This window comes from Methylophilus sp. 13 (assembly GCF_015354335.1).
Lineage (GTDB): Bacteria > Pseudomonadota > Gammaproteobacteria > Burkholderiales > Methylophilaceae > Methylophilus > Methylophilus glucosoxydans.
In genome coordinates, this window is sequence record NZ_JADKYR010000003.1 from 274717 (window position 1) to 295584 (window position 20868).

General features: G+C 48.0%; 30 protein-coding genes and 1 tRNA gene. 8 read left to right on the top strand and 23 right to left on the bottom strand.

Translation table 11 applies throughout. The features are described from left to right. Window positions 1–7 precede the first annotated feature (7 nt). Window positions 8–2062 carry a carbon starvation CstA family protein gene (locus INP77_RS09015; RefSeq protein WP_194748708.1) on the bottom strand — a complete coding sequence of 685 codons (2055 nt, stop codon included), beginning with the start codon at window positions 2060–2062 and terminating at the stop codon, window positions 8–10. Window positions 2063–2348: 286 nt separating this feature from the next. Here INP77_RS09015 and INP77_RS09020 point away from each other — a divergent pair, with 286 nt between their 5' ends. Continuing rightward, entirely contained in the window at window positions 2349–2549 is a 201-nt protein-coding gene (locus tag INP77_RS09020) for an ANTAR domain-containing protein (protein WP_228518840.1), read from the top strand. A 147-nt stretch (window positions 2550–2696) separates the two neighbouring features. Beyond that, window positions 2697–2772: transfer RNA gene (locus INP77_RS09025), tRNA-Val, on the top strand. Window positions 2773–2796: 24 nt separating this feature from the next. Here the strand turns inward: INP77_RS09025 and radC are convergent. Beyond that, the gene (gene radC / locus INP77_RS09030) at window positions 2797–3471 is read right to left on the bottom strand and encodes a DNA repair protein RadC (RefSeq protein ID WP_194748709.1); all 675 of its coding nucleotides are present in this window, start codon (window positions 3469–3471) and stop codon (window positions 2797–2799) included. Between the two features lie 18 nt (window positions 3472–3489). Then, window positions 3490–4257 carry a hypothetical protein gene (locus INP77_RS09035; protein ID WP_194748710.1) on the bottom strand — a complete coding sequence of 256 codons (768 nt, stop codon included), beginning with the start codon at window positions 4255–4257 and terminating at the stop codon, window positions 3490–3492. A 100-nt stretch (window positions 4258–4357) separates the two neighbouring features. Between INP77_RS09035 and coaBC the strand changes: the two genes are divergently transcribed. The 5 genes from coaBC to rpmG all read left to right on the top strand — a co-directional run bounded on the left by coaBC (window position 4358) and on the right by rpmG (window position 8823). Further along, window positions 4358–5554: a bifunctional phosphopantothenoylcysteine decarboxylase/phosphopantothenate--cysteine ligase CoaBC gene (gene coaBC, locus INP77_RS09040; protein WP_194748711.1), complete on the top strand. Its 1197-nt coding sequence runs from the start codon at window positions 4358–4360 to the stop codon at window positions 5552–5554. Window positions 5555–5656: 102 nt separating this feature from the next. Next, entirely contained in the window at window positions 5657–7729 is a 2073-nt protein-coding gene (locus INP77_RS09045; RefSeq protein ID WP_194748712.1) for a TonB-dependent receptor, read from the top strand. A gap of 122 nt (window positions 7730–7851) precedes the next feature. Next, window positions 7852–8304, top strand: coding sequence for a dUTP diphosphatase (gene dut / locus INP77_RS09050; RefSeq protein ID WP_194748713.1), 453 nt, complete (start codon window positions 7852–7854; stop codon window positions 8302–8304). 95 nt (window positions 8305–8399) lie between these two features. Continuing rightward, window positions 8400–8636, top strand: coding sequence for a 50S ribosomal protein L28 (gene rpmB / locus INP77_RS09055; RefSeq protein ID WP_018986249.1), 237 nt, complete (start codon window positions 8400–8402; stop codon window positions 8634–8636). A 31-nt stretch (window positions 8637–8667) separates the two neighbouring features. After that, window positions 8668–8823: a 50S ribosomal protein L33 gene (gene rpmG / locus INP77_RS09060; protein WP_013441158.1), complete on the top strand. Its 156-nt coding sequence runs from the start codon at window positions 8668–8670 to the stop codon at window positions 8821–8823. 68 nt (window positions 8824–8891) lie between these two features. On the opposite strand, the gene INP77_RS09065 is transcribed toward rpmG, so the two are convergent. Both INP77_RS09065 and mgtE read right to left on the bottom strand, forming a co-directional pair. Further along, entirely contained in the window at window positions 8892–10184 is a 1293-nt protein-coding gene (locus tag INP77_RS09065) for a mechanosensitive ion channel family protein (protein ID WP_194748714.1), read from the bottom strand. 10 nt (window positions 10185–10194) lie between these two features. After that, window positions 10195–11652: a magnesium transporter gene (gene mgtE, locus INP77_RS09070; protein ID WP_194748715.1), complete on the bottom strand. Its 1458-nt coding sequence runs from the start codon at window positions 11650–11652 to the stop codon at window positions 10195–10197. A gap of 78 nt (window positions 11653–11730) precedes the next feature. Between mgtE and INP77_RS09075 the strand changes: the two genes are divergently transcribed. After that, entirely contained in the window at window positions 11731–11979 is a 249-nt protein-coding gene (locus INP77_RS09075; RefSeq protein ID WP_194748716.1) for a glutaredoxin family protein, read from the top strand. 42 nt (window positions 11980–12021) lie between these two features. Here the strand turns inward: INP77_RS09075 and rplQ are convergent, their stop codons facing one another. From rplQ to rplN, 18 genes are all read right to left on the bottom strand, one after another. Beyond that, window positions 12022–12408 carry a 50S ribosomal protein L17 gene (rplQ, locus tag INP77_RS09080; RefSeq protein WP_194748717.1) on the bottom strand — a complete coding sequence of 129 codons (387 nt, stop codon included), beginning with the start codon at window positions 12406–12408 and terminating at the stop codon, window positions 12022–12024. Window positions 12409–12441: 33 nt separating this feature from the next. Beyond that, window positions 12442–13428 (bottom strand): DNA-directed RNA polymerase subunit alpha, encoded by a 987-nt coding sequence (rpoA, locus tag INP77_RS09085; RefSeq protein ID WP_194748718.1) that lies wholly within the window; start codon window positions 13426–13428, stop codon window positions 12442–12444. 56 nt (window positions 13429–13484) lie between these two features. Beyond that, window positions 13485–14114, bottom strand: a complete 630-nt coding sequence (gene rpsD / locus INP77_RS09090) for a 30S ribosomal protein S4 (protein WP_194748719.1) — start codon at window positions 14112–14114, stop codon at window positions 13485–13487. A 47-nt stretch (window positions 14115–14161) separates the two neighbouring features. After that, window positions 14162–14551 (bottom strand): 30S ribosomal protein S11, encoded by a 390-nt coding sequence (rpsK, locus tag INP77_RS09095; protein WP_018986256.1) that lies wholly within the window; start codon window positions 14549–14551, stop codon window positions 14162–14164. A gap of 39 nt (window positions 14552–14590) precedes the next feature. Then, complete coding sequence (gene rpsM, locus INP77_RS09100) at window positions 14591–14953, bottom strand: 30S ribosomal protein S13 (protein WP_194748720.1); 363 nt, start codon at window positions 14951–14953, stop codon at window positions 14591–14593. A 108-nt stretch (window positions 14954–15061) separates the two neighbouring features. Then, window positions 15062–15175, bottom strand: a complete 114-nt coding sequence (rpmJ, locus tag INP77_RS09105; RefSeq protein WP_081620790.1) for a 50S ribosomal protein L36 — start codon at window positions 15173–15175, stop codon at window positions 15062–15064. Window positions 15176–15199: 24 nt separating this feature from the next. Continuing rightward, window positions 15200–15418 carry a translation initiation factor IF-1 gene (gene infA, locus INP77_RS09110; protein ID WP_194748721.1) on the bottom strand — a complete coding sequence of 73 codons (219 nt, stop codon included), beginning with the start codon at window positions 15416–15418 and terminating at the stop codon, window positions 15200–15202. 3 nt (window positions 15419–15421) lie between these two features. Further along, a complete protein-coding gene (secY, locus tag INP77_RS09115) occupies window positions 15422–16735 on the bottom strand; it encodes a preprotein translocase subunit SecY (protein WP_018986259.1) in 1314 nt (437 codons plus the stop codon). Window positions 16736–16759: 24 nt separating this feature from the next. Then, window positions 16760–17197, bottom strand: coding sequence for a 50S ribosomal protein L15 (gene rplO / locus INP77_RS09120; RefSeq protein ID WP_194748722.1), 438 nt, complete (start codon window positions 17195–17197; stop codon window positions 16760–16762). A gap of 2 nt (window positions 17198–17199) precedes the next feature. Then, a complete protein-coding gene (gene rpmD, locus INP77_RS09125) occupies window positions 17200–17394 on the bottom strand; it encodes a 50S ribosomal protein L30 (RefSeq protein WP_019881237.1) in 195 nt (64 codons plus the stop codon). Window positions 17395–17396: 2 nt separating this feature from the next. Next, complete coding sequence (rpsE, locus tag INP77_RS09130; protein WP_018986262.1) at window positions 17397–17906, bottom strand: 30S ribosomal protein S5; 510 nt, start codon at window positions 17904–17906, stop codon at window positions 17397–17399. Between the two features lie 14 nt (window positions 17907–17920). Continuing rightward, the gene (gene rplR / locus INP77_RS09135) at window positions 17921–18274 is read right to left on the bottom strand and encodes a 50S ribosomal protein L18 (protein ID WP_194748723.1); all 354 of its coding nucleotides are present in this window, start codon (window positions 18272–18274) and stop codon (window positions 17921–17923) included. A 74-nt stretch (window positions 18275–18348) separates the two neighbouring features. Next, window positions 18349–18882 carry a 50S ribosomal protein L6 gene (rplF, locus tag INP77_RS09140; RefSeq protein ID WP_194748724.1) on the bottom strand — a complete coding sequence of 178 codons (534 nt, stop codon included), beginning with the start codon at window positions 18880–18882 and terminating at the stop codon, window positions 18349–18351. Window positions 18883–18893: 11 nt separating this feature from the next. Further along, a complete protein-coding gene (gene rpsH, locus INP77_RS09145) occupies window positions 18894–19289 on the bottom strand; it encodes a 30S ribosomal protein S8 (protein WP_194748725.1) in 396 nt (131 codons plus the stop codon). A 14-nt stretch (window positions 19290–19303) separates the two neighbouring features. Beyond that, on the bottom strand, window positions 19304–19609 hold the full coding sequence (gene rpsN, locus INP77_RS09150; protein ID WP_194748726.1) for a 30S ribosomal protein S14: 306 nt from the start codon (window positions 19607–19609) through the stop codon (window positions 19304–19306). Between the two features lie 3 nt (window positions 19610–19612). Continuing rightward, window positions 19613–20152 (bottom strand): 50S ribosomal protein L5, encoded by a 540-nt coding sequence (gene rplE / locus INP77_RS09155; RefSeq protein WP_194748727.1) that lies wholly within the window; start codon window positions 20150–20152, stop codon window positions 19613–19615. An 8-nt stretch (window positions 20153–20160) separates the two neighbouring features. After that, complete coding sequence (rplX, locus tag INP77_RS09160) at window positions 20161–20478, bottom strand: 50S ribosomal protein L24 (RefSeq protein ID WP_194748728.1); 318 nt, start codon at window positions 20476–20478, stop codon at window positions 20161–20163. A 17-nt stretch (window positions 20479–20495) separates the two neighbouring features. Beyond that, complete coding sequence (gene rplN / locus INP77_RS09165; protein WP_018986269.1) at window positions 20496–20864, bottom strand: 50S ribosomal protein L14; 369 nt, start codon at window positions 20862–20864, stop codon at window positions 20496–20498. Window positions 20865–20868 lie beyond the last annotated feature (4 nt).

Below are 20868 nucleotides of genomic sequence, written 5' to 3' on the forward strand. Positions count from 1 at the left end.
TCCTCCTCTAGCCCAGTTTAGTCGCCACGTACGCCGTTTCATGACTTGCACTCACGGGCAAACCGGCCAGGCTACGTCTACTCATCCTGACCATATCCACTACCACCACCCACAGCATGGTCACAAAAAACAAGGTGAGCCAGGCATCTAACTGCTGGTTAAAAATCAGTTGCGGCGCAACAGCCGCCTTTTCTGGCGGCAATACCCCTGTAGACAGCTTCTGCGCCAAATCATTCGCGGCCGCAAAAAAACCGACCCGGATATCCTGACTAAAAATCTTCTCGTAAGCCGCACTGGTGGTCACCACCAGCAACCAGACCAAGGGCAACGCAGTGATCCAGGCCTTATTCGCGCGGCCAGACTTGATCAAGATCCCGGTGGCAACCGACAGGGCAATCGCGGCCAGCATCTGGTTGGCTATCCCAAACAGCGGCCATAAAATATTGACCCCGCCATTCGGGTCAATCACCCCGATATAGAGGAAATAACCCCAGCCAGCGACGATCAACGCGCTGGTTAACACCACTGACGGCGTATAGGAGGTTTCCCCTAACTTGGGATGCAAGTTACCCAACATATCTTGCAGCATAAAGCGACCCACGCGTGTGCCTGCATCGAGCGTGGTGAGAATGAAGATGGCCTCAAACATGATGGCGAAGTGATACCACAAGGCCAGCAAATGCTCCCCGAATACCGTGCCCAGAATACTGGCCATGCCCACCGCCAGGCTAGGTGCGCCCCCGGTGCGGGCAAACAAGGTCGTTTCCCCCATCGCACTTGCCAGATGCTGCATCTGTTCCACGGTGACCGGATAGCCCCAACTGCTGATGGTATTCACAGCATCCAGCGCCTCTTTACCGACCACGCCTGCCGGGCTGTTAATCGCAAAATAGACGCCAGGCTCTAACACGGTTGCCGCGATCATGGCCATGATGGCAACAAAACTCTCTAGCAACATGGCGCCATAACCGATTATGCGGATATCGCCCTCACTGGAAATCAGCTTGGGCGTGGTGCCACTGGCGATCAAAGCATGAAAGCCAGAAATCGCGCCGCAGGCAATCGTAATAAACACAAACGGAAACAACTTGCCGCCAAAAATCGGCCCCGTGCCATCAATAAACGGCGTGATCGCGGGCATGTGTATCTCGGGCCGTAACCATAAAATCGCCACAGCCAGCATCATGACCGTGCCCAGCTTCATATAAGTCGATAAATAATCGCGGGGGGCCAGCAACAACCACACCGGCAACACAGCCGCGGCAAAGCCATAGGCAATCACGCTAAACGCCAACGGCAAGCCTTCATGGTCAAACAGCGCCGCCAGGGTCGGATGATGATCAACCCAGCCACCCAACACCACTGAACCAAGCAGCAAAGCGACGCCCAACAACGACGCCTCAAGCACACGGCCCGGACGCAGATAACGCATATAGACACCGACGACCATAGCAATAGGAATGGTCGCGGCAACCGTCGACGTGCCCCAAGGGCTGTGTTTCATGGCGTTGACCACGACCAGACCCAGCACTGCGATCAAAATAATCATGATGACCAACGTTGCAATCATGGCGGCGGTTCCACCAATAGCGCCGATTTCATCTCGCGCCATTTGCCCCAGACTGCGGCCATCGCGGCGGGTAGATAAAAACAGCGTGACCATATCCTGCACTGCGCCGCCTAGCACAGCCCCGATCAGTATCCATAAGGTGCCTGGCAAAAATCCGAATTGTGCCGCCAGGGTAGGCCCAACCAAAGGACCTGGCCCGGCAATGGCCGCAAAGTGATGACCGAAGACCACCCAGCGATGCGTGGGCACATAATCGCGGCCATTATTCAACCGCTCGGCCGGCGTGGCTCGGGTGGCATCAATACTCAGCACTTTGGCCGCAATCCAGGCCGCATAAAAACGATAGGCAATCAGGTAAACACACACTGCCGCAGTGATCAGCCACAGTGCATTCAATGTTTCTCCACGCCACCAGGCAATTTGTGCAAAAGCGGTGGCCCCCAAGAGCGCCAGCAATCCCCAAAACACCTGCCTCAACAACCCTTTTAACATGCCATTTCTTCCCTTTTTTAATCTCTGCACTGTAACAAAAAGCGCTCATCTTCGCAAAACTCTACACAGGCCCACTCCCCCTTGCGAACTGGTGCAACTGCACTGCGGTGGTGCAGACTAGTTAGAACAGCGCCGCCATCAAAAAAGAAAGGTCCCGCCTGTTTCCTGATTAGAATCATATTGTTATCAAAGCTTATCCAGCTGGCATACAGTTTGCTAAAACTCTAGCAGTAATAATCTGATTAAACGATCAATGAGACCACCCAATTCTGTTATGGCTTCTGGCATGCCTCCCGTTCCACGCGACATTCTGAGTCTTGAAGACCAGAAGTTGGTGGATAGCGCGCGTGACATTCTCATGCATCAGCGCGATCTCAGCGAAGACCAGGCTTATTCACTCCTGGCTGAAATGGCTTTTAAGCGTAAAACCGGCATCGCCGATATTTCGCTACAGTTAGTTAACATCACCAAACGACTCACCACCTAAAGCCACCATTCTTGCACCGGAATCGTCCTTGACGGTTTCTGGTGATCCATCAGCCGTGTCAACATCTGCAGTCTTTCACATTTATTCCGGGCAACTGCTTGCACTAAAAAAGAGTTTCGGTATAATGCGCGCTTCGTTGCAAGGCACGGGTGCTTAGCTCAGTTGGTAGAGCGTCGCCCTTACAAGGCGAATGTCAGCGGTTCGACCCCGTTAGCACCCACCACTCCCAGCCTTCAGCAGATCAGCTTCAAATCATCCCCTGTTCGCTAAAAGAAAACGTCTCTTGCTTGGCGACGATAATGTGATCCAGCACTTTCACATCCACCAGCATCAACGCTTCTTTCAAACTGTTGGTTAATTGCTCATCGGCTCGACTCGGACTGGCGACCCCACCGGGATGATTATGGCTCAGGATCACCGCGGCCGCATTGAGCGCCAGCGCGCGTTTAACCACCTCACGCGGATAAACATTGGTTTGCATCAAGCTGCCTTCGAATAAGGTTTCATAGGCGATCAGCCGATTTTGCGCATCTAAAAACAAAATACCAAACACTTCGCGCTGCAAGGCCGACAGTTGTAACTGCAAATAATCCTTCACCTGGCGTGGCGAGCGAAAACTGTCATTTTGCTGCAAGGTTTCGCCCAAGGCCCGCTTGCTCATTTCCAGCACCGCCTGCAACTGGCAATATTTACTCACCCCCATGCCAGACACCCGTGACATCTGTTTAAGATCTGCTGAAAACACGCCATTCAGGCTATGAAAATGTTGCAACAACTCTCTCGCCAAATCCACAGCGGTTTTACCAGCCACCCCAACACGCAAGAAAATCGCCAATAACTCTGCGTCAGATAATGACACTGCGCCGGTGCGCAGCAACTTTTCGCGTGGACGTTCCTGTTCCGGCCAATCTGTAATTGCCATGTTGCCCCCTTTTATCGCCTAATGCAGCCAACCGATCTCACGTGCTGTTGGTCGGCCAATCACCACTTCATCCAAACTTTTTGCCATGCGCGAGGTTTGCGCAGATTGAGGGATCTGGCCCGCCATCAGCTCGGCCATGGATTGCGGATATAGCGGCTGGGCATAGGGCTCTGCATATCCTTGCGGAAACTGGGGCTGATGGGTGTTGAGGTCGTATTTATCTGTGGCACTCAGGGTATGCAGCAGCTCATGCGCCACGATGACAGCATTCACAGAGTGCTGGCTGTTTTCGGCAAACAAATTGACACGGCCGAGGCGGCCTTTGTGCAAGGCGGTGGAGTGCCGTAAATGGCGCTGCCGGGCCGGATCGTGATAGAGCAAATACAACTTGATGTCTAGCGGGACACCAACCTCCGGCTGATGCCGCCAGCCAAACCAGCGAAATTGCAGACTCCACAAAATAATCTCATGCAACGGCGCACTCACTGCGGGTGGCGCAGGCGGCACCTGATGAATTTCCGGGCCCAGATAAAACGTGATTGGCCGCCTCAAGGGCAATTGATATTTGGCGGCCTCCCGCGAGAAAAAGGCCGCCAACTGTTCAAAATCCTCAGCACGCAAACTGGCAATATACGCGGCTGAAGTTGCAGAGCCATCGGCATTGACCGGATATAAAGCCACCTTGAGCGGATGCCGCCATTGCAGGACTTCGTACTCTTGCCAAAGCTGCAATAAAGCCGCACTCACCACTACTACCCAGAAGAAAATTCGGACTGTCTTTATCATGCCTGCCACCCAAAGGATGGATAGATGTTAACATGTTTAAAGACAGCCGGCGGCGCTCAAAAATGCTTCGATGCGCGCTTTTGCAGTTAAAATACTTGCCATGAATGCGATCTACGCAAAACCTTTAAATATTCTGCTGGGCGTCACTGGCGGCATCGCTGCTTACAAAACAGCAGAATTGGTGCGCTTGCTGGTTAAACAAGGCCACCATGTACAAGTGGTGATGACTGAAGCAGCCACCCACTTTATCACCCCAACCACCTTGCAAGCCTTGTCCGGGCAACCTGTGTTTATAGATAGCTGGGATCAGCGTATCGCCAATGGCATGCCGCACATTGAGCTCAGCCGTCAGGCAGATGCCATCCTGGTTGCACCAGCCAGTGCCGATTTTATGGCCAAACTGGCGCATGGCTTTGCCAACGACCTGCTCTCCACCTTATGCCTTGCACGTGAGTGCCCACTTCTGGTTGCACCCGCCATGAACAGACAAATGTGGGAGAATGCGGCGACCCAGCGCAACGTGCAACAACTCAGGCAAGATGGCGTCACCGTCCTGGGGCCGGATAGCGGTGAGCAGGCATGTGGCGAAGTCGGACAAGGCAGAATGCTGGAGCCGGATCACCTGCTGGAGGCCCTCACCCGTTTTTTCACACCCAAGTTATTGGCTGGAAAAAACATCCTGATAACCGCAGGTGCGACCATGGAAATGCTGGATCCGGTGCGTGGCATCACCAACCTGAGCAGTGGCAAAATGGGCTTTGCTCTGGCGCAAGCCGCCACCCGTATGGGCGCAACGGTCACGCTAATCTATGGCCACCATCAAGTCACGCCTCCCGAAGTCAGCCAAGCCTGCTTCGCCGGCAGCGCCGGTGAGATGTATCAAACAGTGATGCAGCATATTGCCAACCAAGATGTATTTATTGCCGTCGCCGCCGTGGCAGACTACCGGCCACAACAAATATCAACGCAGAAAATCAAAAAGAGTGAGTCTACACTTACCTTAACACTCATAAAAAACAAAGACATTCTGGCAGATGTCGCGTCCTTGCCTAATCCGCCTTATTGTGTCGGTTTTGCAGCAGAGTCAGAACAAATACTCGAACACGCCCGACAAAAACGGCTGGCGAAGCGGATTCCCATGATTGTGGCGAATCATGCCAATTCCGCCTTGGGCAGCGACCACAACACGGTGACCATCATAGATGATCAAGCTGAAACACCCCTGCAAGCTAATGAAAAAATCAATATCGCGTTCGAGATTCTCTGCCACCTGCATGCGAGACTTGATCCACATTAAATATCTTCAGGCCTCCTCAGTATTTTCATGAAAATACTGAGGAGGGAAAGCTTACGCACAGCTTACAATCGCGCGATTCGATTTTAAGTAGAAAGTTTGAACATGCGCGTATTCCGCCTCACGCCTTTATCGATGGCCATCGCAACCGCCTTCACCGCCCCCACCAGCGGATTGGCAGATGAAGAAAAAGCCGTCACCCTGTCCCCTATTGTGGTCACAGCCACCCGACAAGCACAAAACAGCTTTGACCTCCCGGTCGCGATTGACGTCGTAGAGCAAAAAAACATCAAAGATGGCCAGCTGCAGATCAACCTCTCGGAAAGTCTGATTCGCGTACCCGGCATTACCGCGCAAAACCGCACGCAGCAGGCGCAAGACCCACAAATTTCCAGCCGGGGTTTTGGTGCACGTTCATCGTTTGGGGTGCGTGGCATTCGTATTTATGTCGACGGCATCCCGCTGACCATGCCAGATGGCCAAGGCCAACCCGGCGTAGTTGACCTGTCAGCAATTAAAAGTATAGAAGTCATGCGCGGGCCATTCTCTTCGCTTTACGGCAACTCGTCCGGTGGCGTAATTCAAATGTTCACCCAAGATGCCCCTGCAACGCCAACACTAGGTGCAACCGCAATGTTTGGCAGCTATGACACCAAACGCAACATCTTGGAAGCCTCCGGCCAGCTTGAAGGGATGGAATACATGCTGAATGTTTCCAACTTCGAGTCTGATGGTTACCGTGACCATAGTAGAAGCAACAAGCAGATGGCCACTGCCAAATTCAAATTCAACCTCACAGAAGATACCAAAGTCACCACTTTAGTTAACTGGTTTGATCAAGATGCCCAAGATCCTGGTGGATTGACGAAAGCTGATGTTGCAAGTGATCGAAAAGGGGTCGTTCCAGCTACTCTGAACGCGAACACAAGAGTATCTCGCAGCCACACGCAAGTTGGATTTAATTTTGAACATACAATCAACCCAAACAATACAATCAACTTGATTACTTATGTTGGCACGCGCGAAAACAACCAGATTTTGGCAACAAATGCGACAGGCTCGAATGCTAGATCAAGTCAAATTTCCAGAGAGTTCTATGGTTCAGACTTACGCTGGGACAATAGAGGTGAGGTAGCAGGAAAACAATACAATATCAGCCTTGGACTGAATTATGGAAAATCGACTGATGCGCGCAAAGACACCAATATTCAGGGAACAGGCTTAGGCCCTAATAGAATCGAAGATAATATTGTCGATAACTTCGACCAATACATTCAAGGAAAACTTGCGTTAACCGATAATTTTGACGTGCATGCTGGTGTTCGTCATACAAAAGTCACTCTAAAAGTAAATGACCAGTTAACTCCACCTGATAATAGCGGCTCAGTTGACTACCAAAAGACTAACCCTGTTTTGGGAGCCACCTGGAAAGTTACACCAGCGCTCAATCTTTATGCAAATTTTGGCAAAGGATTTGAGACACCCACTTTTATTGAAGCTGCTTACAATAGTACGGTCGCCTCTGCGACACCAAATTTAACGCTCAAACCGAGTCAAAGTAACAATTATGAAGTAGGTGCCAAAGCATATATTACTGACTCCTCCTTACTCACACTAACTGCATTCAGGATTAACACCCAAAATGAACTCGTTGTTTCTGCAAACAGTAATGGGCGATCAGTTTACGCGAATGCGAACAATACTAAACGTTACGGTACCGAGATATCCCTTGATACCCGTTATGAAAACAATATCACCACTTACCTTTCATACTCATTTCTCAATGCGAAATATAGCTCGTCCTATGTTGGAAATAACGGACTGATTGAATCGGGTAATTACATCCCTGGTACATATCGAAATCAACTTTACGGCGAGGTGGCTTGGAAATATCAGCCTTTGGGATTTTATACAGCGTTAGAGGGAAGATATAACAGCAAAGTTTATGTTGATGATATTAACTCGCAAAGCGCATCTTCTTATACAATTTTTAACCTGCGCGCAGGCCTCGAACAAAATCTCAGTCATTGGAATTTTAAAGAATATATTAGATTAGAAAATATGTTTGATCGCGAGTACATAGGTGCTGTTCGCGTCAATGATACCAATGCACGTTTTTATGAGCCTGCTGCAGGTCGCAATTACCTCGTTGGAATAAATGCACAATACAAGTTCTAAAGAAGAATCTCTTCTTAAAAGCCAGCATCTGCTGGCTTTTTTATTGAATAGCCTTGCCGCGATTAGTGATTTTCGACGCCATTTCGTGTTTAATAGCGCAATCAGTTTCTGGAGCCAGCCGCATGTCAATTACCGTAGACCTTAAAATCCTTGATCCTCGTTTGCATCATATGATGCCAAGTTACGCGACACCTGGGTCTGCAGGGCTGGATTTAAGAGCGTGTATTGAACATACGCAAACCATACAAGCGGGGGAGACCATCATGATCCCAACCGGTATGGCGATTCATATCGATAACACTTATTACGCTGCCATGATTCTGCCGCGCTCTGGCTTGGGCCATAAACATGGCATCGTATTGGGCAACCTGGTCGGCCTGATTGACTCTGACTACCAGGGGCAACTGCTGGTTTCCTGCTGGAACCGCAGTAAAGAACCGTTTATTTTGAACCCAATGGAACGTATCGCGCAGATGGTGATTGTGCCGGTAGTGCAGGCAGATTTTCATATCGTGGATGAATTTACCAGCAGTGAACGCGGTGAAGGCGGCTTTGGCAGCACAGGCAAGCACTAATTATTTGAAAAGTTGCAATAATTGCTTGATTTGATCATAAATTTCAATCTATAATCTCGCTCTTTCTGAAAAGATAAAAGTATTTGGAGACAACCATGGCACGTGTATGTCAGGTAACCGGTAAAAAACCAATGGTGGGTAACAACGTTTCCCACGCACAAAACAAAACAAGACGTCGTTTCTTGCCTAACTTGCAAAACCGTAAGTTTTGGGTTGAGAGCGAAAACCGCTGGGTAAGCCTGCGCATTACTAACGCCGCTTTGCGTACCATCGACAAAAATGGTATCGATGCAGTATTGGCTGATTTGCGCGCTGCTGGCGAAAAAATCTAACTCGCAGCACTAGTGAGCAAAGGACAATATCATGCGTGAAAAAATCAAATTGGAATCCAGTGCTGGTACAGGTCATTTCTATACCACTACTAAAAACAAACGTACCATGCCAGAGAAAATGGAGATCAAAAAATTTGATCCAGTTGCTCGTAAGCATGTGATGTACAAAGAGACTAAATTGAAATAATTTTAGTTTCAAGTGTTTAATAAAAAAGCCTGCATATGCAGGCTTTTTTATTAGCTTTCATTTATCGTTTATGCATCGCCATTAACAGCGCTTGAAGAGGAAATAATACGGACCTCCTGCTGTGGGTATGGAATCCGAATATTATTCGCTTTAAAGCGCCGCCAAATCTCATAATAAATGTCACTTTGCAATTTGGCTGTACCTTCCTCAGGGTTGGGAACCCAAACCGCTAATACTAAATCAATGCCATTCTGACCAAATGACTTGATTGTCACATCTACCGCCGTATCATCCTGTATGGTGCGCTCATGTGTTCTGCCGATTTCTTTTAATAACTGTATCGCCAGATCAAGATCGCTTTCATAGGAGATCTGAATAGGAATAGGCACCTTGGCTGTATGTACTGCAGAGGTATGATTGATTACCACATCCGTAATCATCTTCTCGTTAGGAATGATGATTTCTGTCGAATCGGGCTTCTGCAGGATCATGTAGCGAGAGCGCAACTCTTGCACAACACCATGATGCTCCCCAATGGTAATCAGGTCACCCATGTGCAGAGACTTATCCATCAAAATGATAAAGCCGCTCACGTAGTTACTGGCGATCTTTTGTAAGCCAAACCCCAACCCAACACCGAGCGCGCCGCCAAAGACGGACAACATGGTGACATCTATGCCCACCGCCGCCATGGACATCAGCAAGGCAATCACAATCGCCACCATGCGCACCAGCTTGACCATAATCACGCGCCAGTTGCCATTGATATTGGTAGCAGCCATCAAGCGCATCTCAATAATGCGGCTCAGCCACAATGCCACCAGCATGGTAATGATGATGGTCAGACTGCCTTGAAGCAGCAACAACAGGTTCAGCTTCTGCTTGCCGACAGTGAATTTCACGTCTTCGAGAACCTGCAATGCCGGATCGAGAAAACCGCTGATATGCAAAGCAACAATGACCCAGACACACCAGGCGATCACGCGCTCAAACGAATGCAGCCAGGCGCCAGGTGAAAAGACATAACGCAATACATAAACAAAACTGCGAATCACCACCATCGCCAGCAGCATGCGCACTGACAGCTTGATCAGCCCCACATGCATCCAATGCTCCAGGCTGAGCCGGGTAATCAGTAACATTAAAAATGCGACCAGAGGAAAAAACAGCCGCTCAATTCCGCCCAGCAGTATTTTGTACACGATGTTTACGCGCCCTGCCGCAATTTGCTTGCGTAAGTGCAGATTTAACAGCCCGCTGACAGCGAGCACGGCACCAATGATGAATAATTGCCATAACGCCGACACCGAGCTCAGGTCGTGCGCAATTTCTTTCCAGAGAATATCAATATCGCTATCCATGTATTACCGCTTATAACAAGAAGATGGTGGCCAGGCCGAGAAAAATCATAAAGCCGCCGCTGTCGGTGATTGCCGTAATGAGGACGCTGGATCCCACGGCGGGGTCACGATCCAGTTTATTCATCACCAAAGGAATGGTGACGCCAATAATGGCCGCCAACAACAAATTAAGAGTCATCGCTGACATCATGACCAGCCCCAAGGCCGCGCTATGATAGAGCCAAAAAGCGATCAGGCCGAGCACACTGCCCCAGATTAAGCCATTCAGCAAAGCCACGCCCATCTCTTTTTGCAACAGAGACTTCATGTGATAGCCAGAAATCTGCCCCAAAGCCAGACCGCGTACAATCATGGTGGTGGTTTGGTTGCCGGAATTGCCGCCTATGCCGGCAACAATCGGCATCAGTGCAGCCAACGCAACAATTCGCTCAATACTACCCTCAAACAAGCCAATGACTCGGGAAGCAACCAGCGCCGTCACCAAGTTAATTGCCAACCACGCCCAACGGTTTTGCACCGACTTCCAGATAGAAGCAAAGAAGTCTTCTTCTTCGCGCAAACCAGCCAAAGACAGCATATCCGCCTCTGCCTCTTCACGAATGATATCCATCACCGTATCCACGGTAATCCTGCCGACCAGCTTGCGATTATTATCTACCACCGGGGCAGTCACCAGGTCATAACGTTCAAACGCCATCGCCGCCTGGTCCGCCATATCCTCAGGGTGAAACACCACAGCATCGGTAGACATGATATCGCCGACTTTGGTCTCCGGATCATTCAGAATAATACGCTTGAGTGGCAACACCCCTTGCAGGATGTCATCGCGATTAATGACAAACAACTTGTCGGTATGGTCGGGAAACTTAGGTAACCTGCGGAGATAGCGCAAGACCACTTCCAGCGTGATATCGTCCCGAATGGTCACAATATCAAAATCCATGATCGAACCGACCGTATCATCAGGATAAGACAGCGCAGACTGCAAACGCTCACGATGCTGTGTATCCAGGCTATACAGCAAGTCCTGCAATACATCTTTAGGTAAATCAGGCGCAAGATCAGCCAACTCATCGGTATCAAGCTGCTCGGCGGCGGCGAGCAACTCTTCGCTATCCATGTCAGCAATCAGCGTCTGGCGCACCGCATCGGATACTTCGAGCAAAATCTCGCCATCACGTTCTGCTTTTACCAGGTCCCAAACCATTAAACGATCGTCTAATGGCAGCGATTCCAAGATATAGGCAACGTCGGCCGGATGTAGCTGATCCAATTTGTGCTGCAGCACATTTAAATTCTGCTTGTGTACCAGCGTCTCAACCAGATCATGATTCGGCATATCCTGCCTATGCACAACATGCTCAACCAGCTTGTGTTTACCCAATAAATGGATCACTTGCTGCAAAGTCTCACTGAGGCTCTCTTTGCCTTCAATTACTTTTTCATCATGTTCGTGAATTTCTGTCATGCAGGATCCAATGTTGAGCAGCCGTTATTTTTTGCAGGTATTATTGTACAAAGCGTTGATGACACTACCTAGACTTTTATGCAAAAGCCATTGATATTATTTGGCACCCTTGGGTGCCATCTCTGTGAGGATGCAGAGCGTATTTTGCAGGCCTTAAAACTGCCTTACCAATACGTAGACATTATTGAAGATGAAAAATTGCTAGAACGCTATCAAATCAGCATTCCAGTATTGTTAGAAAACTCGTCAGATCAGGAGAATATACTGGCTTGGCCTTTTAATAGCGAACAAGTCAGTCAATGGCTGTTATCGCATCGTACCAAATAAAAAAGCCAGCGATTGCTGGCTTTTTTATTGATGCGTCAGAACTTACTCTGCAGCTGGTGCTTCTGCAACTTCTGGACGGTCTACCAACTCAACAAACGCCATAGGCGCATTGTCACCGTTGCGGAAACCACATTTCAGGATACGCAGGTAACCACCGTTGCGTGCATTGTAACGTGGACCCAGTTCACCGAACAGTTTACCAACGATGTCACGGTCACGCAGACGGCTGAACGCCAAACGACGGTTTGCCAGTGTAGGTGTTTTACCCAAAGTGATCAGAGGCTCAGCGTACTTACGCAGCTCTTTTGCTTTTGGCAAAGTTGTTTTGATCACTTCGTGACGCAGCAAAGAGGTCACCATGTTGCGGAACATGGCAGCACGGTGGCTGCTGGTTCTGTTCAATTTACGATTGCTATTACCGTGACGCATAGTAATTTCCTTAAGTATTTATCTTATTAGAAATTAAGCTTTTTCCAAGCCAACAGGTGGCCAGTTTTCCAGCTTCATTCCCAGTGTTAAGCCTTTGGAGGCCAACACATCTTTAATTTCATTCAGTGATTTTCTACCCAGGTTAGGCGCCTTCAGCAATTCGTTTTCAGTACGCTGAATCAGATCACCAATGTAGAAAATGTTTTCTGCTTTGAGGCAGTTGGCAGAACGTACTGTCAATTCCAGATCATCTACTGGACGCAACAGGATAGGATCTACCTGTGGAGCTGCTTTCACTTCAACGTCAGCAGAAGCACCTTCCAGGTTCGCAAATACAGACAACTGACCAATCAGGATACGTGCAGCATCACGAATCGCCTGCTCAGGCTCGATGATACCGTTGGTTTCCACATCCATAATCAGCTTGTCGAGGTCAGTACGCTGCTCAACACGGGCACTTTCAACATGATAGCTGACTTTGTTGATCGGGCTGAAAGACGCATCCACCATCATGAAGCCCAACACACGGTCTTCATCGTTGGCTTTTTGACGCGCTGGAACAGGTTGATAACCACGACCCATTTCAACTTTCACTTCCAGGTTCAACTTACCGCCTTTAGTGATGTTAGCAAGGATATGATTTGGGTTCACAATCTCAGCATCATGACCCACTTCAAAATCACCCGCTGTTACAATCCCTTCACCGCTTTTGCTCAAAACCAGAATGGTTTCAGTTTTGTTGTGCAGTTTTAAAGCAACACCTTTGAGGTTGAGCAAGATATCAACAACATCTTCTTGCACACCTTCGATAGTGGAGTACTCATGTACGACACCATCAATTTTTACTTCAGTAATGGCAAAACCCGGAATGGAAGAGAGCAAGACTCTTCTTAACGCATTACCCAAGGTATAGCCAAAGCCACGTTCCATTGGCTCCAAAGTCACACGTGCGCGGAGTGGCGTTATCACTTCAACGTCAACAACACGTGGCTTCAAATAATCTGTAGGGTTATTTTGCATACAATTCCTTGAAGTAATTGGGTATTAAAAAATAAACCTTAGCCTAGACTAAGCGATTACTTAGAATACAATTCAACGATCAATGATTCATTGATGGTAGCAGGCAACTCATCACGCTGAGGTTTAGCCTTAAACTTACCAGACAATGCTTTGACGTCGACTTCCAACCACTCAGGGAAACCACGCTGCTCAGCTGCTTCAACAGCTGCTTTAATACGCAATTGTGTTTTTGCTTTATCAGCCACAGAAATCACATCACCAGCCTTCACTTGATAGGAAGGAACGTTTACGCGCTTGCCGTTAACCAAAATAGCGTTATGACGGACCACTTGACGTGCTTCTGAGCGAGAACCAGCCAAACCCATGCGGTATGCAACGTTGTCCAAACGGGACTCCAGCAACTGCAACAGGCTCTCACCAGTAATGCCTTTTTGACGGTCAGCTTCCGCGTAGTAAGTACGGAATTGACCTTCCAATACGCCGTAGATACGACGTACTTTTTGTTTCTCACGCAGTTGGACACCATAGTCTGACAAACGTGAGTTACGGCGTTGACCATGCTGACCTGGTGCGAAGTTGCGCTTTTCGATCGCGCATTTGTCTGTAAAGCATTTTTCTGCTTTCAGAAACAGCTTTTCACCTTCACGACGGCATTGACGGCATTTAGGGTCTAAATTTCTAGCCAAAATAGTTCTCCAGTAATCGATTCGCTAATCTGTGACAGCGAAATGAATTAAATTCTGCGTTTTTTCGGTGGACGGCAACCGTTATGAGGTACCGGGGTCACATCCGTAATGCTAGTGATTTTGAAACCAGCAGCATTCAACGCACGCACAGCAGATTCACGACCTGGACCTGGCCCTTTAATACGCACTTCCAGATTCTTCACACCAGACTCCTGAGCGGCTTTACCAGCCACCTCAGAAGCTACCTGAGCAGCAAATGGAGTACTCTTACGTGAACCTTTAAAACCTTGACCACCGGAAGTAGCCCATGACAATGCATTGCCTTGACGATCGGTAATCGTGATAATCGTGTTGTTAAAAGAAGCGTGCACGTGGGCAATACCCTCGGCAATATTCTTTTTAACTTTTTTTCTAACGCGTACATTAGCTTTTGCCATGTTGTACTGTCCTTAATATTTACTTTTGTTCAATAAAGATTATTTAGCTTGTTTGATCGCTTTAACCGGACCTTTGCGTGTACGCGCATTGGTTTTGGTACGCTGACCGCGCACTGGCAAACCACGACGATGGCGAATACCGCGGTAGCAACCCAAGTCCATCAAACGTTTGATATTCATGGTCACTTCACGACGCAAATCACCTTCTACAGTGTATTTAGCCACTTCGTCACGCAGCTTCTCTACTTCTGCATCGCTCAAGTCTTTAACCTTTACAGTAGTTAAAACACCAGCTGCAGCACAGATCTTCTGCGCAGTATCGCGACCAATACCATAAATAGAGGTCAACGCAATTTCTGCATGTTTGTGGTTTGGGATATTTACCCCGGCAATACGAGCCATACTTAAACTCCAATAATCAATCGTTTTTCACGATCAAACTTGTGCGTAGAAAAGAAAAGCCGCATATTATATCAGCTTCACTATGCTCTCACAAGCAATTGTTTACCATTAACCTTGACGTTGTTTATGACGTGGGTCAGTACAAATAATGCGAACAACACCGCGACGTCTTACGACTTTACAGTTACGGCATAATGTTTTAACTGATGCGCGAACTCTCATCTTACTTTCCTTTAATTAATTCACTTACTTTGCGCGGAATGTAATTCGCGCACGGGTTAAATCATAAGGGGTCATCTCAACCGTGACTTTGTCACCTGGCAGAATACGGATGTAATGCATACGCATTTTGCCTGAAATGTAACCAAGTACTGTATGACCATTTTCCAGTTTCACTTTAAAAGTTGCATTCGGGAGATTTTCAACAATCTCCCCCTGCATCTCAATGCGATCCTCTTTTGCCATCTTCTACTTACCCGTCCCCTTAAAGTTTGCCTTTTTCAGCAAGCCTTCATACTGTTGCGACATCAGATGAGATTGCACCTGCGTCATAAAGTCCATCGTCACAACAACGATAATCAACAATGAAGTTCCACCAAAATAGAACGGGGTATTAAATTTCAACACTAAAAACTCTGGCAATAAACAAACCAGCGTAATGTACAGCGCACCAATCAATGTCAAACGACCCATGATGCGGTCAATATATTTTGCGGTTTGCTCACCTGGGCGAATACCTGGCACAAATGCGCCACTCTTCTTCAGGTTATCTGCAGTTTCCTTGGGATTGAACACCAATGCCGTGTAGAAAAAAGCAAAAAACAAAATCGCTGCAGCAAACAACAAGATATATAAGGGCTGACCAGGCGACAGTTTTGCACTGACGTCCTTGAGCCAATACATGTGCTCACTGCTACCAAACCAACCAGCTAAAGTAGCCGGGAATAAAATAATACTTGAAGCAAAAATCGGTGGAATCACACCAGACATATTTAGCTTCAAAGGCAAATGCGTCGATTGACCGCCGTAAATGCGGTTACCAACCTGACGCTTTGCGTAATTCACTGTGATTTTGCGTTGACCGCGCTCAACAAAAACCACCAGCGCTGTCACTAAAATCACTGCCACAAACAGGAACATCACTAATGGAATAGAGAATGCGCCTGTTTTAGCCAAATCCAAGGTGCTACCAATTGCATGCGGCAAGCCCGCTACAATCCCGGCAAAAATAATGATAGAAATACCATTACCAATGCCACGCTCGGTAATCTGCTCACCCAACCACATCAGGAACATCGTCCCGGCCACCAGTGTGGTAACTGCAGTGATGCGGAAAGCAAAGCCAGGATCCAATACCAGACCAGCCTGACCTTCAAGTGCGATCGCAATACCCAGCGCCTGGAAAGTCGCTAACAATACCGTGCCGTAACGCGTGTACTTCGTGATCTGGCGTCTACCAGCTTCACCTTCTTTTTTCAGCTGCTCCAACTGTGGTGAAACCACCGTGAGCAACTGCATAATAATCGACGCAGAAATGTAGGGCATGATCCCCAGGGCAAATACGGTAAAACGCGACAGAGCCCCACCGGAGAACATGTTAAACATGCCCAAAATGCCATCTTTCTGCGTGTCGAACAACTGCTTCAACACTGTAGGATCAATGCCTGGCACTGGAATATGTGCACCGAGGCGGTAAACCACCAATGCACCCAACAAGAACCACAAACGGCTTTTTAATTCGCCAAGTTTGCCAACGGAACTTAAGATATTATCCTGTGCCAAGCTGATACTCTCTTTTGACTACGTTTATATTTCCAGCACTTTGCCGCCAGCTGCTTCAATGGCTGCCTTAGCACCTTTGGTCAACAACAACCCTTGCACTTGAACCTTGGCTGAAACTTCACCAGACAGATAGACTTTCACTGCCTTCACAGCAGCTGGAACCAATTTCGCTGCTTTCAATGCCAAGATATCAACCACCTCAGCATCAACCAAAGCCAACTCGCTAGTACGAATACGTGCGGTGTCTGCATGAGTCAGGGAGTTAAAACCACGTTTAGGCAAGCGACGTTGCAAAGGCATTTGACCGCCTTCAAAACCTACTTTATGGAAACCGCCAGCACGGGATTTTTGACCTTTGTGACCACGGCCACCAGTTTTACCCAAGCCAGAACCAATCCCACGACCTAAACGACGAGGTGCTTTTTTTGCGCCTGCAGCAGGCTTAATCGTGTTTAATTGCATGATTATTCAACCTTCAAAAGATAACTCACAGCGTTGATCATGCCGCGAATTTCAGGAGTGTCCTGCACTTCTACAGTGTGGTGCATACGACGCAAACCCAAGCCACGAACAGTAGCTTTGTGTGCTTCAATACGACCAATCAAACTTCTTACCAGCGTCACTTTCAAAGTAGCGCTTTCTTTTTTTGCTTTAGCCATGATTAACCTCTGATTTCTTCTACGGTCTTACCACGTTTAGCGGCGATTTCAGCCGGTGTATTCATGGATGCCAGACCATTCAAGGTCGCGCGAACCAGGTTGTAAGGATTGGTTGAACCAATACTCTTTGCAACGACGTTAGTCACACCCATTACTTCGAAGATCGCACGCATTGCGCCACCAGCAATAATACCGGTACCTTCAGAAGCTGGCTGAATCAGCACTTTAGCGGCACCGTGAACACCGGTCACTGCATGGTGCAATGTGCCATTGTTCAGGTTCACTTTAACCATACTGCGACGGGCTTCGTCCATGGCTTTTTGTACAGCCACAGGCACTTCACGTGCTTTACCTTTACCCATACCAACGGCGCCATCACCATCACCAACCACGGTCAGCGCAGCGAAGCTCATGATACGACCACCTTTAACCGTTTTACTTACACGGTTAACGGTAATCATCTTTTCGCGCAAACCGTCAGTTTGCTGCTGTTGTTCAATATCTTTAGCCATTCTTTATCTCACCCTTAGAATTTGAGACCAGATTCACGGGCAGCGTCAGCCAAAGCCTTGATACGACCGTGATACTTGTAGCCTGAACGATCAAATGCAACAGTGGTAATACCTGCTTTTGCTGCTTTTTCAGCAATACGCTTACCAATCAGGGTTGCAGCTTCGATGTTGCCGCCATTTTTCAGTTGTTGACGCACTTCAGCCTCAACGGTGGATGCACTCGCCAACACGCGATCGCCAGTTTCAGCAATAATCTGTGCGTAGATATTGGTGTTGGTGCGATGTACACTCAAACGTGTCACTTTCAACTCGGCGATTTTGGCACGGGTTTTACGTGCTCTGCGCAAGCGGTTATTTACGTTTTTCATTGAATTTACCTTTAATGTTGAATCACTGTTCAGGCGAGCTTCTAATTAGGAGCTGTAACCTACAAGTGTCTTACTTATTTTTTCTTGGTCTCTTTGATGACCACCACTTCGTCAGCATAACGAACACCTTTACCTTTATAAGGCTCTGGTGCACGGTAAGCACGAATTTGAGCAGCCACTTGACCAACCACTTGCTTGTTGGCCCCTGTCAACACTACTTCAGTAGGAGTAGGTGTCTGTACAGTCACGCCTTCAGGCATTTTATGGTTGATTGGGTGGGAGTAGCCCAACTCCAAGTTCAAGGTAGAACCCTGAGCATTGGCTTTGTAACCCACACCGATCAGTGACAGCTTACGGGTAAACCCGGCAGAAACACCTTGCACCATATTGGCCAGCAATGCGCGGGTTGTACCTGACATCGCTCTTGCATGCTGTGTTTCACCATTCGTTTGAACCAACAACTGCTCACCTTCGCGAACCACTGAAATATCAGCAGACAACGCTTGAGTCAACTTACCCAAAGGGCCGCTCACCGCGACTTCTGAGGCTGAGATTACAACTTCTACTTTCGCAGGAATTGCAATCGGATTTTTAGCAACACGTGACATATTGATTCTCCTTAGGCCACGATGCACAGAACTTCGCCACCAATACCGGCAGCTTGTGCTTTACGATCGGTCATCACGCCTTTGGATGTTGAAACAATCGTCACACCCAAACCGTTCATTACTTTAGGCAGATTTTCGCTACCTTTATAAACACGCAAACCTGGCTTGGATACGCGCTCGATCTTCTCAATCACTGGACGACCTGCGTAATATTTCAGGCTAATGTTCAAAACTGGCTTACCATCATTGTTTTGAACGTTGAAATCGTCGATATAACCTTCATCTTTCAACACATTTGCAATTGCACCCTTCAACTTGGAAGCAGGCATTGAAACGGTTGTTTTATTCGTACGTTGCGCGTTACGAATACGGGTCAACATATCGGCAATCGGATCACTCATACTCATGTTCTATTCCTCCGTTACCAGCTGGCCTTGGTGACACCTGGTACGTGACCAGCCATCATCAATTTACGCAACTCGTTACGTGCGATACCAAATTTACTAAACACACCACGTGGACGACCAGTCAAAGCACAACGATTACGTGTGCGAACAGGACTGGAATTACGTGGCAAACTTTGCAATTTCAAACGTGCAGCCATGCGATCTTCAACACTGGCAGACTGGTCATTCACAGTAGCAACCAATTCAGCTCGTTTAGCTGCAAATTTTTTAACGGTTTCGCGACGCTTTTGCTCGCGCTCTGTCATACATACTTTTGCCATGACTTAACCTCTGAAAGGGAAACTAAACGCAGCCAAAAGAGCTTTCGCTTCTTCGTCTGTTTTTGCTGTTGTGGTAATTGTGATATTCATCCCGCGCAGCGCATCGATCTTGTCGTACTCGATTTCCGGGAAAATGATCTGCTCTTTTACACCCATGTTGTAGTTACCACGGCCATCAAATGATTTGCCGGAAATACCACGGAAGTCACGGATACGTGGAATAGCCACAGTGATCAGGCGATCCAGAAACTCATACATACGCTCACGACGCAGAGTTACTTTACAACCAACAGGATAGTCATCACGGATTTTAAATGCAGCCACAGACTTTTTAGCCTTGGTTACAATAGGTTTCTGACCGGCAATTTTCTGCATATCAGACACCGCATTTTCCATGACCTTCTTGTCAGCAACGGCTTCGCCCACACCCATGTTCAGGGTAATTTTTTCGATACGAGGCACCTGCATTGGAGAGGTATAACCAAATTGTTCTGTCAATTTGGCCACTACTGTATCGTTATAATACTGTTTTAAACGTGCCATATTTATTCCTATGCGTCGATAGACTCGCCGCTAGATTTGAATACACGAATCTTGCGACCATCTTCCAGTACCTTAAAACCAACACGATCAGCTTTTTGTGTTGCAGCGTTGTAAATCGCCACATTGGAGCCGTCAACCGGCATTTCCTTGCTGATGATGCCACCAGTGATACCACGCATGGGGTTAGGACGAGTGTGTTTTTTCACTACATTCAAACCTTCAACCACTACATGGCCGCTTGGCAAGACGCTCAAAACAGTGCCTGTTTTGCCTGCATCTTTACCTGTATTCAGAATGACCTGGTCACCTTTGCGAATTTTGCTCATTTGATTGTCTCCAAGCCTTACAACACTTCAGGCGCCAGTGAAACAATCTTCATGAAGCGCTCACTACGCAATTCACGTGTCACAGGGCCAAAAATACGTGTACCAATCGGCTCCAGCTTGTTGTTCAACAACACTGCAGCATTGGCATCAAATTTAACTAACGAACCATCTGGACGGCGAACACCTTTAGCAGTGCGCACAACCACAGCGTTGTAGATTTCACCTTTCTTGACGCGACCACGCGGAGCAGCATCTTTCACGCTGACCTTGATGATGTCGCCAATGCTGGCGTAACGACGCTTGGAACCACCCAAGACCTTGATACACTGAACGGAACGCGCACCAGTGTTGTCGGCCACTTCCAGCCGAGATTGCATTTGAATCATGAGA

Excerpts from the sequence above, each read along its gene's own strand:
- rplR (WP_194748723.1), bottom strand. The coding sequence starts at position 18,274 with ATGAAAAACGTAAATAACCGCTTGCGCAGAGCACGTAAAACCCGTGCC.
- rplX (WP_194748728.1), bottom strand. The coding sequence starts at position 20,478 with ATGAGCAAAATTCGCAAAGGTGACCAGGTCATTCTGAATACAGGTAAA.
- rplO (WP_194748722.1), bottom strand. The coding sequence starts at position 17,197 with ATGCAATTAAACACGATTAAGCCTGCTGCAGGCGCAAAAAAAGCACCT.
- INP77_RS09020 (WP_228518840.1), top strand. The coding sequence starts at position 2,349 with ATGCCTCCCGTTCCACGCGACATTCTGAGTCTTGAAGACCAGAAGTTG.
- INP77_RS09035 (WP_194748710.1), bottom strand. The coding sequence starts at position 4,257 with ATGATAAAGACAGTCCGAATTTTCTTCTGGGTAGTAGTGGTGAGTGCG.
- rpsM (WP_194748720.1), bottom strand. The coding sequence starts at position 14,953 with ATGGCTCGTATTGCCGGGGTAAATATCCCAAACCACAAACATGCAGAA.
- INP77_RS09065 (WP_194748714.1), bottom strand. The coding sequence starts at position 10,184 with ATGGATAGCGATATTGATATTCTCTGGAAAGAAATTGCGCACGACCTG.
- rpsN (WP_194748726.1), bottom strand. The coding sequence starts at position 19,609 with ATGGCAAAAGTATGTATGACAGAGCGCGAGCAAAAGCGTCGCGAAACC.
- infA (WP_194748721.1), bottom strand. The coding sequence starts at position 15,418 with ATGGCAAAAGAGGATCGCATTGAGATGCAGGGGGAGATTGTTGAAAAT.
- rplF (WP_194748724.1), bottom strand. The coding sequence starts at position 18,882 with ATGTCACGTGTTGCTAAAAATCCGATTGCAATTCCTGCGAAAGTAGAA.
- rplQ (WP_194748717.1), bottom strand. The coding sequence starts at position 12,408 with ATGCGTCACGGTAATAGCAATCGTAAATTGAACAGAACCAGCAGCCAC.
- INP77_RS09015 (WP_194748708.1), bottom strand. The coding sequence starts at position 2,062 with ATGTTAAAAGGGTTGTTGAGGCAGGTGTTTTGGGGATTGCTGGCGCTC.
- rplN (WP_018986269.1), bottom strand. The coding sequence starts at position 20,864 with ATGATTCAAATGCAATCTCGGCTGGAAGTGGCCGACAACACTGGTGCG.
- rpmD (WP_019881237.1), bottom strand. The coding sequence starts at position 17,394 with ATGGCTAAAGCAAAAAAAGAAAGCGCTACTTTGAAAGTGACGCTGGTA.
- rpmG (WP_013441158.1), top strand. The coding sequence starts at position 8,668 with ATGCGTGAAAAAATCAAATTGGAATCCAGTGCTGGTACAGGTCATTTC.
- rpsE (WP_018986262.1), bottom strand. The coding sequence starts at position 17,906 with ATGGCTAAAGATATTGAACAACAGCAGCAAACTGACGGTTTGCGCGAA.
- radC (WP_194748709.1), bottom strand. The coding sequence starts at position 3,471 with ATGGCAATTACAGATTGGCCGGAACAGGAACGTCCACGCGAAAAGTTG.
- rpmJ (WP_081620790.1), bottom strand. The coding sequence starts at position 15,175 with ATGAGAGTTCGCGCATCAGTTAAAACATTATGCCGTAACTGTAAAGTC.
- mgtE (WP_194748715.1), bottom strand. The coding sequence starts at position 11,652 with ATGACAGAAATTCACGAACATGATGAAAAAGTAATTGAAGGCAAAGAG.
- rpoA (WP_194748718.1), bottom strand. The coding sequence starts at position 13,428 with ATGCAAAATAACCCTACAGATTATTTGAAGCCACGTGTTGTTGACGTT.
- INP77_RS09075 (WP_194748716.1), top strand. The coding sequence starts at position 11,731 with ATGCAAAAGCCATTGATATTATTTGGCACCCTTGGGTGCCATCTCTGT.
- rpsK (WP_018986256.1), bottom strand. The coding sequence starts at position 14,551 with ATGGCAAAAGCTAATGTACGCGTTAGAAAAAAAGTTAAAAAGAATATT.
- dut (WP_194748713.1), top strand. The coding sequence starts at position 7,852 with ATGTCAATTACCGTAGACCTTAAAATCCTTGATCCTCGTTTGCATCAT.
- rplE (WP_194748727.1), bottom strand. The coding sequence starts at position 20,152 with ATGGCACGTTTAAAACAGTATTATAACGATACAGTAGTGGCCAAATTG.
- coaBC (WP_194748711.1), top strand. The coding sequence starts at position 4,358 with ATGAATGCGATCTACGCAAAACCTTTAAATATTCTGCTGGGCGTCACT.
- rpmB (WP_018986249.1), top strand. The coding sequence starts at position 8,400 with ATGGCACGTGTATGTCAGGTAACCGGTAAAAAACCAATGGTGGGTAAC.
- INP77_RS09045 (WP_194748712.1), top strand. The coding sequence starts at position 5,657 with ATGCGCGTATTCCGCCTCACGCCTTTATCGATGGCCATCGCAACCGCC.
- rpsH (WP_194748725.1), bottom strand. The coding sequence starts at position 19,289 with ATGAGTATGAGTGATCCGATTGCCGATATGTTGACCCGTATTCGTAAC.